12 protein-coding genes and 1 tRNA gene are annotated in these 14,549 nt (G+C 61.5%); 2 read left to right on the top strand and 11 right to left on the bottom strand.

From position 1 onward, the window contains the following. The first annotated feature begins 75 nt into the window (after positions 1-75). Positions 76-1,344: an aspartate aminotransferase family protein gene (locus AO064_RS18440; protein ID WP_064054234.1), complete on the top strand. Its 1,269-nt coding sequence runs from the start codon at positions 76-78 to the stop codon at positions 1,342-1,344. Positions 1,345-1,529: 185 nt separating this feature from the next. After that, on the top strand, positions 1,530-1,688 hold the full coding sequence (locus tag AO064_RS29890; protein WP_010207008.1) for a YqaE/Pmp3 family membrane protein: 159 nt from the start codon (positions 1,530-1,532) through the stop codon (positions 1,686-1,688). 5 nt (positions 1,689-1,693) lie between these two features. Here the strand turns inward: AO064_RS29890 and pqqE are convergent, their stop codons facing one another. The 11 genes from pqqE to AO064_RS18390 all read right to left on the bottom strand — a co-directional run bounded on the left by pqqE (position 1,694) and on the right by AO064_RS18390 (position 14,481). Beyond that, entirely contained in the window at positions 1,694-2,824 is a 1,131-nt protein-coding gene (pqqE, locus tag AO064_RS18435; protein ID WP_015886197.1) for a pyrroloquinoline quinone biosynthesis protein PqqE, read from the bottom strand. Continuing rightward, a complete protein-coding gene (gene pqqD, locus AO064_RS18430; protein WP_015886196.1) occupies positions 2,817-3,092 on the bottom strand; it encodes a pyrroloquinoline quinone biosynthesis peptide chaperone PqqD in 276 nt (91 codons plus the stop codon). Before pqqD ends, pqqE begins: the two co-directional genes overlap by 8 nt. Beyond that, positions 3,089-3,841 (bottom strand): pyrroloquinoline-quinone synthase PqqC, encoded by a 753-nt coding sequence (pqqC, locus tag AO064_RS18425; protein WP_064054233.1) that lies wholly within the window; start codon positions 3,839-3,841, stop codon positions 3,089-3,091. Before pqqC ends, pqqD begins: the two co-directional genes overlap by 4 nt. Positions 3,842-3,852: 11 nt before the next feature. Next, a complete protein-coding gene (pqqB, locus tag AO064_RS18420) occupies positions 3,853-4,764 on the bottom strand; it encodes a pyrroloquinoline quinone biosynthesis protein PqqB (RefSeq protein WP_064054232.1) in 912 nt (303 codons plus the stop codon). Between the two features lie 66 nt (positions 4,765-4,830). Further along, positions 4,831-4,905, bottom strand: a complete 75-nt coding sequence (gene pqqA, locus AO064_RS30375) for a pyrroloquinoline quinone precursor peptide PqqA (protein ID WP_003194766.1) — start codon at positions 4,903-4,905, stop codon at positions 4,831-4,833. A 159-nt stretch (positions 4,906-5,064) separates the two neighbouring features. After that, positions 5,065-7,398: a pyrroloquinoline quinone biosynthesis protein PqqF gene (gene pqqF, locus AO064_RS18415; protein WP_064054231.1), complete on the bottom strand. Its 2,334-nt coding sequence runs from the start codon at positions 7,396-7,398 to the stop codon at positions 5,065-5,067. A 59-nt stretch (positions 7,399-7,457) separates the two neighbouring features. Beyond that, on the bottom strand, positions 7,458-8,252 hold the full coding sequence (locus AO064_RS18410) for a carbon-nitrogen hydrolase family protein (RefSeq protein WP_064054230.1): 795 nt from the start codon (positions 8,250-8,252) through the stop codon (positions 7,458-7,460). Positions 8,253-8,262: 10 nt separating this feature from the next. Further along, positions 8,263-9,966 (bottom strand): flavin monoamine oxidase family protein, encoded by a 1,704-nt coding sequence (locus AO064_RS18405; protein ID WP_015886191.1) that lies wholly within the window; start codon positions 9,964-9,966, stop codon positions 8,263-8,265. A 146-nt stretch (positions 9,967-10,112) separates the two neighbouring features. After that, the gene (locus AO064_RS18400) at positions 10,113-10,559 is read right to left on the bottom strand and encodes an Lrp/AsnC family transcriptional regulator (RefSeq protein WP_043206337.1); all 447 of its coding nucleotides are present in this window, start codon (positions 10,557-10,559) and stop codon (positions 10,113-10,115) included. A gap of 86 nt (positions 10,560-10,645) precedes the next feature. Further along, positions 10,646-10,722: transfer RNA gene (locus tag AO064_RS18395), tRNA-Ile, on the bottom strand. Between the two features lie 15 nt (positions 10,723-10,737). Beyond that, on the bottom strand, positions 10,738-14,481 hold the full coding sequence (locus AO064_RS18390) for an EAL domain-containing protein (RefSeq protein ID WP_064054229.1): 3,744 nt from the start codon (positions 14,479-14,481) through the stop codon (positions 10,738-10,740). Positions 14,482-14,549 lie beyond the last annotated feature (68 nt).

Raw genomic sequence — 14,549 nt, 5'->3', positions numbered from 1 at the left:
AGGCAAGGCAAACAATCTTCAACCAAGTAACACCACGCGTACCGACCAAGGTCCGGTTGCCAGCGGGGGTGAGGTGTGAAGCTGTTCAATATGCGCCGCGCAGCGCCGAGCCTGGACGACCTGATCCTCGATACGCCAGGCGACAGCGCTTCCAGCGAGGCGCTGATGCCCACGGTGGCGCGGCCGGCTCAAGTATTTGTGCGTGGCCAGGGTTCCTGGTTGTGGGACAGCGACGACCGCGCGTACCTGGACTTCAGCCAGGGCGGCGCCGCCAACAGCCTCGGCCACAGCCCGCAGGTATTGATCAAGGCGTTGGCCGACCAGGCGCAGGCGCTGATCAATCCGGGCCACAGCTTGCATAACCGCACACAACTCAACCTCGTCGAGCGCCTTTGCCATCTTACCGGCAGCGACCAGGCGTACCTGCTCAACAGCGGTGCGGAAGCCTGCGAAGCCGCGATCAAACTGGCGCGCAAATGGGGCCAGCTGCATCGCGGCGGCGCTTACCGCATCATCAGCGCGAGCAGTGGTTGCCATGGTCGCAGTTTCGCGGCGATGTCGGCGTCGGCTGGGGCCATTGAAAACCGATTTGAGCCGCAATTGCCGGGCTTCAGCCACGTGCCGTTCAACGATCTGTCGGCGCTGCATGCCGCCGTGGATGCACAGACCGTCGCGATCATGCTCGAACCGATCCAGGGCGAAGCCGGCGTAATCCCCGCAACGGAACACTACCTTAAGGGCGTCGAGCGCCTGTGCCGTGAACTGGGGATCCTGCTGATCCTCGACGAAGTGCAAACCGGCATAGGCCGCTGCGGCACCTTGCTCGCCGAACAGCAATACGGCGTACGTGCCGACATCATCACCCTCGGCAAAGGCCTGGGCGGCGGCGTGCCCCTCGCAGCGTTGCTGGCGCGTGGCACAGCCTGTTGTTTCGACGTGGGCGAACTGGAAGGCACGCATCATGGCAATGCGCTGATGGCGTCGGCCGGGGTTGCCGTACTCGATACGGTGCTGGAGCACGGCTTTCTGGAGCAGGTGCGTGAGTCCGGGCTTTACCTCGGTGAAGGCCTGGCCCGCCTGGCCTACCGCTATGACCACGGTCAATTGCGTGGCCACGGCCTGATGTGGGGCCTGACGCTGTCGGATGATTCTGCGGACGCTGTCGTAAAGGCTGCACTGCACGAAGGCCTGATCCTAAACGCCCCGCAACCGAACTGCCTGCGCTTCACCCCGGCCCTGACAGTCAGCAAAAGCAACATCGACGAAATGCTCCTGCGCCTGGCTCGCGCCTTCTCCCGCGTGCGCACCGCACAGCTGCAATGCCGCAAGGGCATCGCCGTTTAATTCCCTATTCCTGAACCGTCTCGCGGCCTACGCGGCGCCTCCGGCCTGATTCTTTTGGCTGGGGGCGTTTTTTTGTCTGTGTAACAACGATGGATGGCCCAACGCCAGATCCCACTGAACCCTCACGAACCGCCAAGGTCGATTAGCTACACGGCTCACACGAGCCGATTTTTTGGAGCTGACCCATGGACATCATTCGTATCATCATCGCCATTCTGCTGCCGCCACTGGGTGTGTTCCTGCAAGTGGGTTTCGCCGGCGCGTTCTGGTTGAATATTCTGCTGACCCTGTGCGGTTACTTCCCAGGCATCATTCACGCGGTGTACATCATCGCCAAGCGCTGAGGCCCTCAGCCTTTTGCGATGAGTCGTGAATTGCGCTCATTGCGAAAGGCCAACTGTTCGATGGTCTGGGTCGCATGTTCAGCCTCTTCCCGTGCTTGAAGGATGATGCCGTGCTGCTCGGACTTGCTGCACACCGGGTCGGCATTGCTCGCATCCCCCGTGAGCATGAAGGCCTGGCAACGGCAGCCGCCGAAGTCCTTTTCCTTCTCGTCGCAGGAACGGCACGGCTCGGGCATCCAGTCGTAGCCGCGAAAGCGGTTGAAGCCAAATGAGTCGTACCAGATGTGCTGCATGCTGTGGTCACGCACATTGGGAAATTGCACTGGCATCTGTCGGGCGCCGTGACAGGGCAGGGCGGTGCCGTCTGGCGTTACTGTCAGAAAGATACTCCCCCAGCCGTTCATGCAGGCTTTCGGGCGTTCTTCGTAGTAATCCGGCGTGACAAAAATCAGCTTGCACGGGTGGCCTTCGGCTTCCAGCTTGGCGCGGTATTCGTTGGTGATGCGTTCGGCGCGTACCAGCTGTTCCCGTGTCGGCAACAAGCCCACACGATTGAGCTGCGCCCAGCCGTAGAACTGGCAAGTGGCGAGCTCTACGAAGTCTGCCTCAAGCGCAATACACAGCTCGATGATGCGGTCGATCTTGTCGATATTGTGCCGATGGGTGACAAAGTTCAGCACCATCGGGTAGCCGTGCGCCTTCACCGCGCGAGCCATTTCCAGCTTTTGCGCGAAGGCCTTTTTCGAGCCGGCCAGCAGGTTGTTCACCTGTTCGTCGCTGGCCTGGAAACTGATCTGGATATGGTCGAGCCCCGCCTTCTTGAAGTCGCTGATCTTCTGCTCGGTCAGGCCGATGCCGGAGGTGATCAGGTTGGTGTAGAACCCCAGCTTGCGTGCCTCTGCGATCAGCTCGGCAAGGTCCTGGCGCACCAAGGGTTCACCGCCGGAAAACCCCAATTGTGCAGCACCCATTTCGCGGGCTTCGCGAAACACCTTGATCCACTGCTCGGTACTCAGCTCTTTACCCTGCTCGGCAAAATCCAGCGGGTTGGAGCAGTACGGGCACTGCAACGGGCAACGGTAAGTCAGCTCGGCCAATAGCCACAGTGGCAACCCGATGGCTGGCTTTTCAGGCAAGGGTGATCCAGTGCTCAGCACGGGCGACCTCCATGAATTGCTCGATGTCTTCGCCGAGCTCTGGCACGCCGGGGAATTGTTTATCCAGCTCGGCAATGATTGCCGCCACGTCACGCTCGCCGTCGATCAAGCCGCCGATCAGCGCGGCGCTGTCATTGAGCTTGATCATGCCCTCAGGGTAGAGCAACACATGGCCTTTTTGCGCCGGTTCGTACTGGTAGCGATAGCCCTGGCGCCAGGTCGGTATTCTGCTGCGATCAAAGCTCATAGGGGGATCCCTTTATGCCACACCCGCTGCTCGGTCACGCTGTGATACGGCGGGCGTTTGAGTTCGTAGGCCATGCTCATGGCATCCAGCAAGCTCCACAGGATGTCCAGTTTGAACTGGAGAATTTCCAGCATGCGCGCCTGGCCTTCGCGGGTGGTGTAGTGCTGCAGGGTGATGGTCAGCCCGTGCTCCACATCGCGCCGGGCTTGGCCGAGGCGAGTGCGGAAGTATTCGTAGCCGGCCGGGTCGATCCAGGGGTAATGCTGCGGCCAGCTGTCGAGGCGCGACTGGTGGATCTGCGGCGCGAACAACTCGGTCAGCGAGCTGCTGGCGGCTTCTTGCCAACTGGCGCGGCGGGCGAAGTTGACGTAGGCATCCACTGCAAAACGCACACCGGGCAACACCAGTTCCTGGGAGCGCAGTTGGTCCGGGTCGAGGCCGACCGCCTGGCCCAGGCGCAGCCAGGCTTCGATACCGCCGTCCTCACCGGGAGCGCCATCGTGGTCGAGCAGGCGCTGGATCCACTCACGACGGATCTCACGGTCCGGGCAGTTGGCCAGGATCGCCGCGTCTTTCAGCGGGATGTTCACCTGATAGTAAAAACGGTTGGCGACCCAGCCCTGGATTTGCTCGCGGGTCGCGCGGCCTTCGTACATCGCCACATGGTACGGGTGATGGATATGGTAGAAGGCGCCCTTGGCCCGCAGGGCTGCTTCGAATTCGACGGGTGTCATCGGCGTGTCAGTCATCTCGTCAGCTCCTACAGTTCAATGCTCATGCCGTCGTAAGCCACTTCGACATTGCGCCGCACCAGTTCCGCTCGCTCGGGGGAGTCTTCATCGAGGATCGGGTTGGTGTTGTTGATGTGGATAAGTACCTTGCGCTGTTCAGGCAACTGCTCCAACACGTCGAGCATGCCGCCAGGGCCGTTTTGTGCCAGGTGGCCCATTTCGCGGCCGGTACGAGTGCCGACGCCACGGCGCTGCATTTCGTCGTCATCCCACATCGTGCCGTCCACCAGCAGGCAGTCGCTGCCGGCCATGATCTCCAGCAACGGCGCGTCGACCTTGCCCAGGCCCGGGGCGTAGAACAGTTTGCCGCCGGTGCGCAGGTCTTCGACGATCAGGCCGATGTTATCGCCTGGGTGCGGGTCGAAGCGGTGTGGCGAGTAAGGCGGCGCGGCGCTGCGCAGTGGCAGTGGGGTGAAGCGCAGGTTGGGGCACGCCGGAATGGTGAAGCTGGCGTCCAGCTCGATGCGGTTCCAGGCCAGGCCGCCGTTCCAGTGGGTGAGCATGGTGAACAGCGGGAAGCCGGTGCTCAGGTCTTCATGGACCATGTCGGTGCACCACACCTGGTGTGGGCAGCCTTCGCGCAGGCTCAGCAGGCCGGTGGTGTGGTCGATCTGGCTGTCCATCAGGATGATCGCGCTGATGCCGGTATCACGCAGGGCGCGACCGGGTTGCATCGGTGCAAAACCTTGCAGTTGCGCGCGGATATCCGGCGAAGCGTTGCACAGCACCCAGTTCACGCCATCGCCGGAGATCGCGATGGACGACTGGGTACGCGCCTGGGCCCGCAGGCTGCCATCACGAAAACCTGCGCAGTTCACGCAGTTGCAGTTCCACTGCGGGAAACCACCGCCGGCGGCGGAACCTAGAATCTGGACAAACATGGCAGCTCCATCAAGCTCAAAACAAAAACGCCCCGGGCGAACCGAGGCGTTGTATTACCCAGCGGATTAACGGCTGGCGAAGTACATGGTGACTTCGAAACCGATGCGCAGATCAGTGTAAGCAGGTTTGGACCAGGTCATATTCTTACTCCTACGAAGGGATGGGACGTTCACTACCAAGCAATACATATAGTCCACCTCCAGTCGGAGATGTTCAGCTTTGTGCGTAGGAATGTTACGCAATTCTTTTCAAGTTAGCGCTGTCTTGGCGGAAAAAGCTTTTTGCAGGGGCGGCAATGATCAGTCGGCCGCTTGCCATTCATCACTGATGCGCGGGCCATTGGCCACGCAGTGCCAGCCGCCGGCAGCGTCGTTCAATTGCTGGGCGGCGCGCTGCAGTGCTTCTCGGGTAGAGGTTTGGATGTGGGTCTGAAGGTGTTCCAAGTAGCCCGACGGATGGCCCGCCAGATGCGCATGCCACAGCAGTTCGGCGGCTTGGGCGTTGGGCAGCGTCTGCGCTGAGAACTGCTGCGCCAGGGCCAGGCGGCCCAGGTCGTCGTTGCCGTTGATCAGCGCCGGCAGTTGTTTCAGGAAGGTGTTCAGGTGATCAGCGATGCCTTCCAGGGAGAGGCTGGGGGATTGCACGCCGAATAGCAGGCCGGTCTGGCCGTTTATCTGTCGGATGCCGCTGAATACGGCGTAGCCGATTTGCAGCTCTACGCGCAGGCGCTGATAAAACGGCCCCTGGAGCAGATGGCTGAGCAGTCGCCATGCGGCTTCGTCCTCCAGCGAAGCGCTCGGTGTCGGGCAAAACAGCAGCAGGGCGGCTTCGGTTGAGTCGGTTTCCACCGCGTGCCAGATACGTTGGCCGCTGAGGGAGGGGAGTACGGGGTTGAGGTTCGCCGGTTGCCCTGGCAAACGGGTCACCGCTGTTTTGACCGCGGCTTCATTCACGGCGGAGAAGCCCAGCCCCAGGCCTTGCCACGATGTCGAGTCGGGCGTGCTCACGCTGCAGCAAGCGGGGAGCGCCTTTAATAAGGCTCGGATGGCAATCATGGGCGGCGAGACGGTTGGGGTAGCCTGCGGTTCGCCCAGGCTTTGCGCCAACACCTCCAGCACGGCTGGGATGGGCTCCTGCAGCCCGACCATCTTCACCAGCCCGTCATTGCCCAGGCTTTCGAACGACACGTCGACGCCCGCCTGCCGGGCATTTTCACGCAACGACTGTACTGCGCTTTCCAGGCCAGGCGGGGCAGACTGCCATTGCAGATACAGGGCGCCTTCATCATTGTCATCCGTCAGTGCCTGGCTGAAGACCAGCGCCGATACATCACGACGTCCTCGGGAGCGATCCTGGGCAAAGGTGCGCAACCCTCGGTGGGCGCTGGTCTGGCCGCGAATCAGGCCGGCGCGTTCTTCCTTGACCGGTGGACGCAGGAACGGATTGTTCGGCGGCAGTTGCCACGTGTGCGCGGCGGGTGGCAGGTGCAGTGACTTGAGCATGATCCTGAGGGCGATGACAGCCTGTTCCGAGAGTGCCTCGCTGTCGTGTCGCGCCAGTGCCAGGGCGCCTTGGGTCTGTTGTTGGCGAGCGGCCAGCAAGGCGAACTCTTCCCGCAAGGCTGTCCAGTCGCTGTGTGCGAAAAAGCTCAACCAGTCGTGCAGCAACGCCTCGATGTGCGTCGCCGATTCAACAGGATTACTGAGCGTAACGTCGATATCCAACACGGCTTGCCCGGCGAAGTGATACAGCACCGACGCCTGCAGTGTGCTGGCCAGCCCTTGAGTTTTCAGTTGCGCCAGCAACCCGCCGGGTGCCGAGGCGTTGAGACAGGTGCAGAGGAATTCCAGTGCTTCACGCGGAGCGTTACAGGTGATGACGTGGTGCAGGTGATCATTGGCGATGTGCTGATAGCGCTGCGCTTGCCCCTGCATCAATGCCGGTGGCGCGGAGTGTGGGCGAAGAGGTCCTGAGGTCAGTTGCTCGCTGAACTGCTGCGCCAAGCCTTCCAGCGCTTCCAGCGTCTGTGGACCTGCCAGGCTCAAGGTCATCTGGCCGCTCTGATAGAACTGCGTGTGGAATTCCCGCAATGCCTGCTGAAACGCCTCACGTTCCACCGGCAGGCTGTCGCGGTTGCCCGCATGAAAACCCCGCAGCGGGTGGTCAGCCGCCAGCCCTTCCAGTAACGCGACCTGCTGCTGCGCCTTCGCATCCTGGGACCAGGCGACAAACTCGGCGTGCAGCACTTCGCGCTCGCGCAGTTGATCCTCCCGCGTCAGGCGCGGGTGGGTCAGCATGTCCACCAACCGCTCCAGCCCACCGGAAAACATCGCGACCGGCAGTTCAAAGAAGAACTCCGTGGTGCGCTCGCGGGTGCTGGCATTGACCTGGCCGCCATGCCGTTGCACGTAGGCCATCAACCCTTCGCTGGTGGGAAAACGTTCGGTACCGAGGAACAGCAGATGCTCGAGGAAATGTGCCAGCCCCGGCCACGCCAGCGGCACGTCATGGCTGCCGGCCGCCACCCGCAGAGCGGCGGCACAACGCTTCAAGCGCGGCGCATGTTGCAAGGCAACCCGCAAGCCGTTGGCCAGGGTCAGGTGAAGGTGATGAGGCTGGGCCGGCGCAGGCATGGGCACTTCCGAAACGTAGAATGTGCCCATGTTAACAAACCGCTCACAAACCGGCTGGATCAGGGCTTGTGCAGTGCACCGTATAACTCGGGGCGACGATCTTGCAGGTAGTGATTGGCAGCACGGGCGTCGAGGATCGACTGGCGATCCAGCTCACCGACGATCAGCGCTTCATCCAGGCCCGCCTGGGCGATGCGCAGGCCATTCGGCGCGGCGATGCTGCTTTGCCCGCAGTACTGGATCTCGCCTTCGTGCCCACAGTAGTTGGCGTAGGCCACATAACATTGGTTTTCAAAGGCCCGTGCCCGCACCGTGACATCGGCGACAAAGTCGAACGGCACCATATTGGCGGTGGGCACCAGGATCAGTTCGGCGCCTGCGAGGGCCAGGCGTCGGGTGTTTTCCGGGAACTCCAGGTCATAGCAGATCAGGAAGCCGAGCTTCCAACCGTTGAGCTCCACCAGCGGGAAATCATCGTCGCCGGCGCTGAACATCGAATGGTCCAGGTCACCAAACAGGTGAGTCTTACGGTAGTTGCACAGGCGCTGGCCGTGGGCGTCAATCAGCTGCACGGCGTTGTAGATCTGGCCGTCCTCGGCGCGCTCCGGGTAACCGTACAGAATCGCCAGCCCGGCGCTTTTGGCCAGTTCGCCAATCGCCTGCGCCGACGGTCCGTCCTGTGCCTCGGCCAAGGCGCCAACGGCCTCGGTGCCGATGTTGTAGCCGCTCAGAAACATCTCCGGCAGCACCAGCACGTCGGCGTCGGACGCCTCGTGGGCCAGTTGGTGCAGGCGCTTGAGGTTGCCGGCCACATCCAGCGGCAACGGTGGGCATTGGTACAGGGCGACGCGCATGCTCAACTCCTTAATCGGCCAGGGCGATTGGCCCGATTTCATCGAATACATCACCCGGCCCTGGGTTCTCGGGGTGAGTGCTGCCACCGAAGTGAGTCATGATGCCCCACACCGCGTTCAGCGAGGTTTGCACCGCGCCTTCCACCCAGGCTGGGGTCCAGGACACATCATCACCGGCGATAAAGATCCCACGTTGTTCGGCGGGCATGTCCTTCTGCATGAAGTGCGCATACATCCGCTGGTTGTAGCGATAGTGGCCGGGCAACGCGCCTTTGAAAGCCCCGAGGAAGTGCGGGTCGGCTTCCCAGGACACGGTGATCGGGTCACCGATGATGCGCGCCTTGATATCGACCTTCGGGTAGATCTTGTTCAGGGCGTCGAGGGCCAGCTTCACGCGCTTGTCGATGGGCTGCGGGAGCATTTTCAGCGCGTCACTCATCCACGAGTACGACAGACAGATCACGCCAGGCTTGTCGTCGCCATTGTCGAACAGGTAAGTGCCACGGGTGAGGCGATCGGTCAGGGTCATGCTCATCAGGTCGCGGCCGGTTTCGGGGTCTTTGTCCTTCCAGAACGGGCGATCGACCATCACAAAGGTTTTTGATGACTGCATGTAACGCGTGCGATCCAGGGCCATCCACATCTTTTGTGAGAACAAGGTTTCGTCGCACTCAATCTGGGTGGTCAGCAGCCAGCTCTGGCAGGTGGTGAGCACGGCGGCATATTCGCGGGTGTCGCCGTAGTTGTCGGTCACCGCGAAACGGCCGTCGGCCGCGTGGGCAATCCGCTTGACCCCGGCGCGCGGTGCGCCACGGTGCAGCGAACTGAGGCTGGTGCCGGCCGGCCAGTGGGCGCACTGCTCCGGTACATGGCGCCAGATGCCCATCGGCACTTGGGCAACGCCGCCGACCACCAGGTGTTGGTGGTCGTCGCAGTTGGTCATCACCACGCGGAAGATTTCCAGCATTGAGTTGGGGAAATCCGAGTCCCAGCCGCCCGTGCCGAACCCGACCTGGCCAAACACTTCACGGTGATGGAAGGACAATTTGGCAAATGCCTCGGAGGTGGCGACGAAGTCGTAGAAGGTGCGGTCGTCCCACAACGGCACCAACGTGTTCCACAGTTCTTTGAGGCGCGGTACGTCACGGTCGCGGATGGCTTGCTGGATATCGCCGAACTGCGAGCCGGCTTCCAGGGCGTCCGCCCAGGCGTCAGCCACTTCCTGGAACAGGACCGGCAAATCGGAGAGTTTCTGTGCGTAGTGAGTCTGGCCTTCGAGGTCGATCACGGTGCTGCCGGACGCCGGGGTCAGCGGGTTGGGGAAGGGTTTGGTCTCCAGGCCGAGCTTGTCCACATAGTGGTAGAAGGCGGTGGACGATACCGGGAAGCGCATGCCACCCAACTCGGCGATGATGCCTTCGGCGCCCTCAAAAGCCTGGGAGCGCAAACGACCGCCCATTTTCGAGGCTTCGTACACCACCGGCTTGAGGCCCAGTTTCATCAACTCATAAGCAGCCACCAGGCCCGCAATCCCGGCGCCGACGATCGCCACTTCGGCGCCATGATTGGCGACGGGGATGCTGCCCAGGCCTGCAGGGTGTTCAATCCAGTCATCGAAGGCAAACGGAAAGTCCGGACCAAAGATGGTGATGGGTTTCTTGCCGTCGGCGGGGTGGCGATTGGTCTTGCTGAGGGTGCTGGACGGAATGCTCATGGCTGACCTTACTGGCGACATCGGCGGATGTGACCCGCTGAGTATAGGAAAAGATGGCAGCCAGTTTAGGGCGTGTAGCGTTCGTTAATAAGACGCAAAGTGTCGTCGAATTGATCTGTTTTTAGTCAGAATGACGAGCATGGTGATCAGATTGGTTGTCCGCGATCCAATTTGTTACTGAGGATGATCGAGGTGGTGGTTTTCTCCACCCCGTCGACGCTGCCGATCTGGTCCAGCAATTGGTCCAGCTGTTCAGGCGAATCAGTGCGCAGCCACGCGACGTAATCGAACTCGCCACTCACCGCGCATAACTGTTGCACCTGGGCCATGGCACTCAGCCTGCGCAGCACGTCCTTGCCCGAGCGCGCCTGCACGGTGATGCCGACGTAAGCCTGCAAGCCACCGTCGACCACACGTTGCCCGAGGCGCACGCCATAACCGGTGATCACCTGGGTTTTCTCCAGGCGTGCCAGGCGCGACGTCACGGTAGTGCGCGCGATGCCCAGCTGCCGGGCGAGCATGGCCACGCTTTCGCGGGCGTTGAGCTGCAGGGCGGCTATGAGTTGGCGATCGATTTCGTCTAGGGCGGGCAAGGTGGGCTCCAGAGTGTGGGCGGTGGCGGGAAGCATATTACAGGCTTCCAGACACACAAAAGCCGCGCAATGCGCGGCTTTGAGTATGGTGGGCCCACACGGACTCGAACCGTGGACCAAGGGATTATGAGTCCCCTGCTCTAACCAACTGAGCTATAGGCCCTCAGTAGGCCGCGGATTATAACGATGGTTTACCCGCTGTGCCATCCGAAAAATCCCCAATGCTCATACGAAGAAACGTCGTGGCAAAAAGCGCCGGTGGTAACGGCAGGCTTACGATGTAGCCCTGCATCTGTTCGCAGCCTTCGGCGGCCAGGAAGGCTTGCTGTGCGGGGTTCTCCACGCCTTCGGCGATGATGGTGAATTGCATGCTGTGGCCCAGGGCGATGATGGCGCGCACGATGGCGGCGTCGTGGGGATCGTCGGGTAAGCCGCGGACGAAGGATTGGTCGATCTTGAGGAAGTCCAGCGGCAGGCGCTTGAGGTAGCTGAGGGATGAGTAGCCGGTGCCGAAATCATCAATCGCCAGTTGTACGCCCAAGTGTTTGAGTTGGTGCAGGACCTCCAGCGCTTCTTCGGCCTGGCTCATGATGAAGTTTTCGGTGATCTCCAGCTGCAGGCGGCCTGGGTCAAGGCCATAGTCGCGCAGCAGCTGTTCGATGCGGCCCAGCAAGCCGGGGTGACGCAGTTGCGCGCCGGCGAGGTTGACCGACAGTGGGCCGAAATCATCGAATGTGCCTTGCCAGGCGTGCAGTTGTCGGCAGGCCTGTTCCAGTACCCAATCGCCAATCTGCAGGATTGTGCCGTTTTCTTCGGCCAAGGCGATGAAGTGCTCGGGGGGGACATCGCCGAAGGTGGGATGGTGCCAGCGGATCAGGGCTTCGGCGCCGATCAATTGCTGGGTGGCCAGGCTCAGTTTTGGCTGGTAGTACAGGCTCAATTCGTCGCGCTCTATGGCGCGGCGCAGTTCATGTTCCAGGGCCACGCGCTCGTTGGCTTGGGCCGTGAGGTCGCGGGTGTAGCTTTCGACCCGGTTGCGGCCCTTGGCCTTGGAACGGTACATCGCGGCGTCGGCATTTTTGACCAGGGTGGCGACGTCGGTGCCGTCCTCGGGGTATAGGCTGGTGCCGATACTGGCGCTGATAAAGAACTCGTGCTCACCCGCCTGGAAGGGGGGAGTGAAGCAGGCCAGCAGTTTATTGGCCAGGTGCTGGGCGTCGCTGGCGTGCTGGAGGCCGGGGAGCAGGATGATGAATTCATCCCCGCCCAGGCGAGCGACGGTATCGATGTCGCGCAATTGTTCCTTGAGGCGCACGGCAATGTCTTTGAGCAGCAGGTCGCCTATCGGGTGGCCGAGGCTGTCGTTGATGTGTTTGAAGCGGTCTAGGTCGAGAAACAGGACAGCGCCCTGCTTGCCGGTTTCCTGATGCCCGTTGAGGGCGGCCTGCAGTCGGCTTTCGAACAGCGTACGGTTGGGCAGGCCGGTCAATGGATCGTGGTGCGCCTGGTAGTCGAGGCGGGCCTGGGCCAGCTTGAGGCTGGAGATGTCGGCAAATACCGCAACGAAGTGCGTGATCAACTGTTCGCGGTTGCGTACCGCACTGATCGTCAGCCAGCTGGGGTACAGCTCGCCGTTTTTGCGTCGGTTGGAAATCTCGCCCTGCCAGTGACCCTGTGCGGTCAACTGGTGCCACATGGCGGCGTAGAAGGCGCTGTCATGCAGGCCAGAGGCGAGCAGGCGCGGGGTCCGGCCGAGGGCTTCGGCCTCGCTGTAGCCGGTGATCTCGCTGAAGGCACGGTTGACGGCGCTGATGTTCTGTCGGGTGTCGGTGATCAATACGCCTTCGGCCGTGCTCTCGAACACGGTGGCGGCCTGTTGCAGTTTTTCCTGCATCAGCTGGCGTTCGGTGATGTCCCTCGCAATCGTCAGCATGCAGTCGTCATCGCCGATGGGCAGTGGGCGGCTGGACAGCTCGCACAGGCGAATCTGCCCATCGTTGCGGCGTATATGGCAGATGAAGTCCCGCACAAAGCCATCGCGCGCCATCAGTTCCAGCATGTGTTTGCGTTCGTTGAGGTCGACCCAGATGCCCAGGTCCAAGGTTGATTGGTCCAAGGAGGCCGCGCTGTTGAAACCGGTGATGCGACTGAAACCGTCGTTTACTTCAAGCAACAGGCCATCGCGCTGTCGGCTCAACAGCAAGCCGTCGGGAGAGGCATGGAAGGCCTTGGCGAATTTCTCTTCGGAGGTTTGCAGTTGTTGCTGGGTTTCCTTGAGCTGGGTGATGTCGCGCACCACCACCACGATGGCCTCAGTGGTGTCGAGTTGAAACGGCTCGGCGGAGATAAGGCCGGTAAAGGCCTGGCCGTTGTTGCGCAGAAAGGGCATTTCCAAGTTGCGGATGCTGGTGGTCTGCACCCGTTTCAACAGGTCCGGGCCGATGCCTGGAATCCCCCAAATGTTCAGCGCGGTGGCCGTTTTGCCGATCACGTCTTCGGCCTTCAGGCCTACTTGATCCTCGAACGCTTTGTTGACCTCCAGCAGGCAGCCATCGGACAGTCGCGCGATCACCAGAATGTCCGGGCACTGTTGGAACACCGAGGCAAACTTCTGTTCGGAAAGCTGCAGCGCCTCTTCGGTGCGTTTGGCTTCGCTGATGTCGATCATCAAGCCGCGCAGCACAGGCTCATGGCCGTGCTCGATCAGGCTGACAATGTCACGCACCCACAAGCAACGGCCGTCGGCGGTGATCACCCGGTAATCAATGCTGTGGTCGCGGTTAGCACGGGTTTCGCGGTAGCAGTAGGCTTCGGCGCGGAGCAGGTCGGCGGGGTGGATGATGTTGCGCCAGAACCCTGGGATCAGCCAGTGCGCGCGCGGATAGCCGAGCAGTTCCTCGGCGTGCGGCGACACGTAGCTGTAGGTGAAATCGGTGACGCTGGCTTCCCAGGCAATGGCGGACAGGCTCTCCACTAGGCCGCGGTAGTGGTATTCGCTGCTGCGCAGCTCCTGTTCGAGGGCCACGCGGCGGGAAATTTCCGAACTGAGTCGGCGATTGATCCGAATCACAATGGCTAATACGGTAATCAAGAGCAGAACCGCGGGTAGGCCATACAGCAGCAGATCGGTCCAGAACGTACGGTTATCGGTGAACTTGCCTACCCAGTGTTGCTGGATGGTGTTGGTTTCTTCCGGGCTGAGGTCGGCGAGGACTTTGTCGAGGATGCCGACCAGCATCTTGTCGTCGCGCGGTACTCCCATCGCCAATTGATAGCGGTAGGGGGTTTCGCCGCTGACATACAGCCCGTCCAGCTTGAGTTCGCGCAGGCTCCAGACACTGGAGGCCAGGTCGCTGACCACGGCGTCCACTTCGCCGGTAGCCAGGGCCTGCAGGGTTGAGCTGACGTTGGGCATGGCCACCAGATTAAGGTCGGGGTGGTGAGTGCGCAGTAATTCGTGGGGTGCGTAGTTTTCCACCACGGCGATCTTCAGCCCGTACAGGTCCTTGAGATTGCGCGGTCGTACGCCGCCTTCGTGGGCAAGGATGACCATCGGGAAGTCGATATAGGGGCGTGTGAACGCCAAATAATTCTGCCGTTCGGGCGTCGACATAACGCTGGGGACAAGGTCGAGCTGATTGGCTCGGGCCAGTTCCAGGACGGCACTCCAGTTCGGCGTTTCGATCACCTTGATCCTGACGCCCAACCGATCCTGGATCAGGCGCACGTAATCGGCTGCCAAGCCTTGGTAGCGGCCGTCTTCGTCACGGTATTCAAAAGGTGGCCATGACGCGTCCACCCCGAGGCTCAGCTCCTGATGGTCCGCCAGCCAGCCACGCTCATCATCGGTAAGAGTCAACGCGCCAGCCGTTGCGGTCCAGGTCAGCAGCGACAGCAGTAGCACAGTCGACAGTCTGGGCATAACGGTCTCGTTATGGCACGGGGAATGTTTCGAGTGTAGACGGGCATTGCGGGGGAGGGGTGTCGCTT

The sequence above is a fragment of the Pseudomonas marginalis genome (genome assembly GCF_001645105.1).
Classification (GTDB): Bacteria; Pseudomonadota; Gammaproteobacteria; order Pseudomonadales; family Pseudomonadaceae; genus Aquipseudomonas; species Aquipseudomonas petroselini.
The sequence above is the reverse complement of the archived record's forward strand: the minus strand, read 5'-3'. Positions and strand labels throughout refer to the sequence as shown.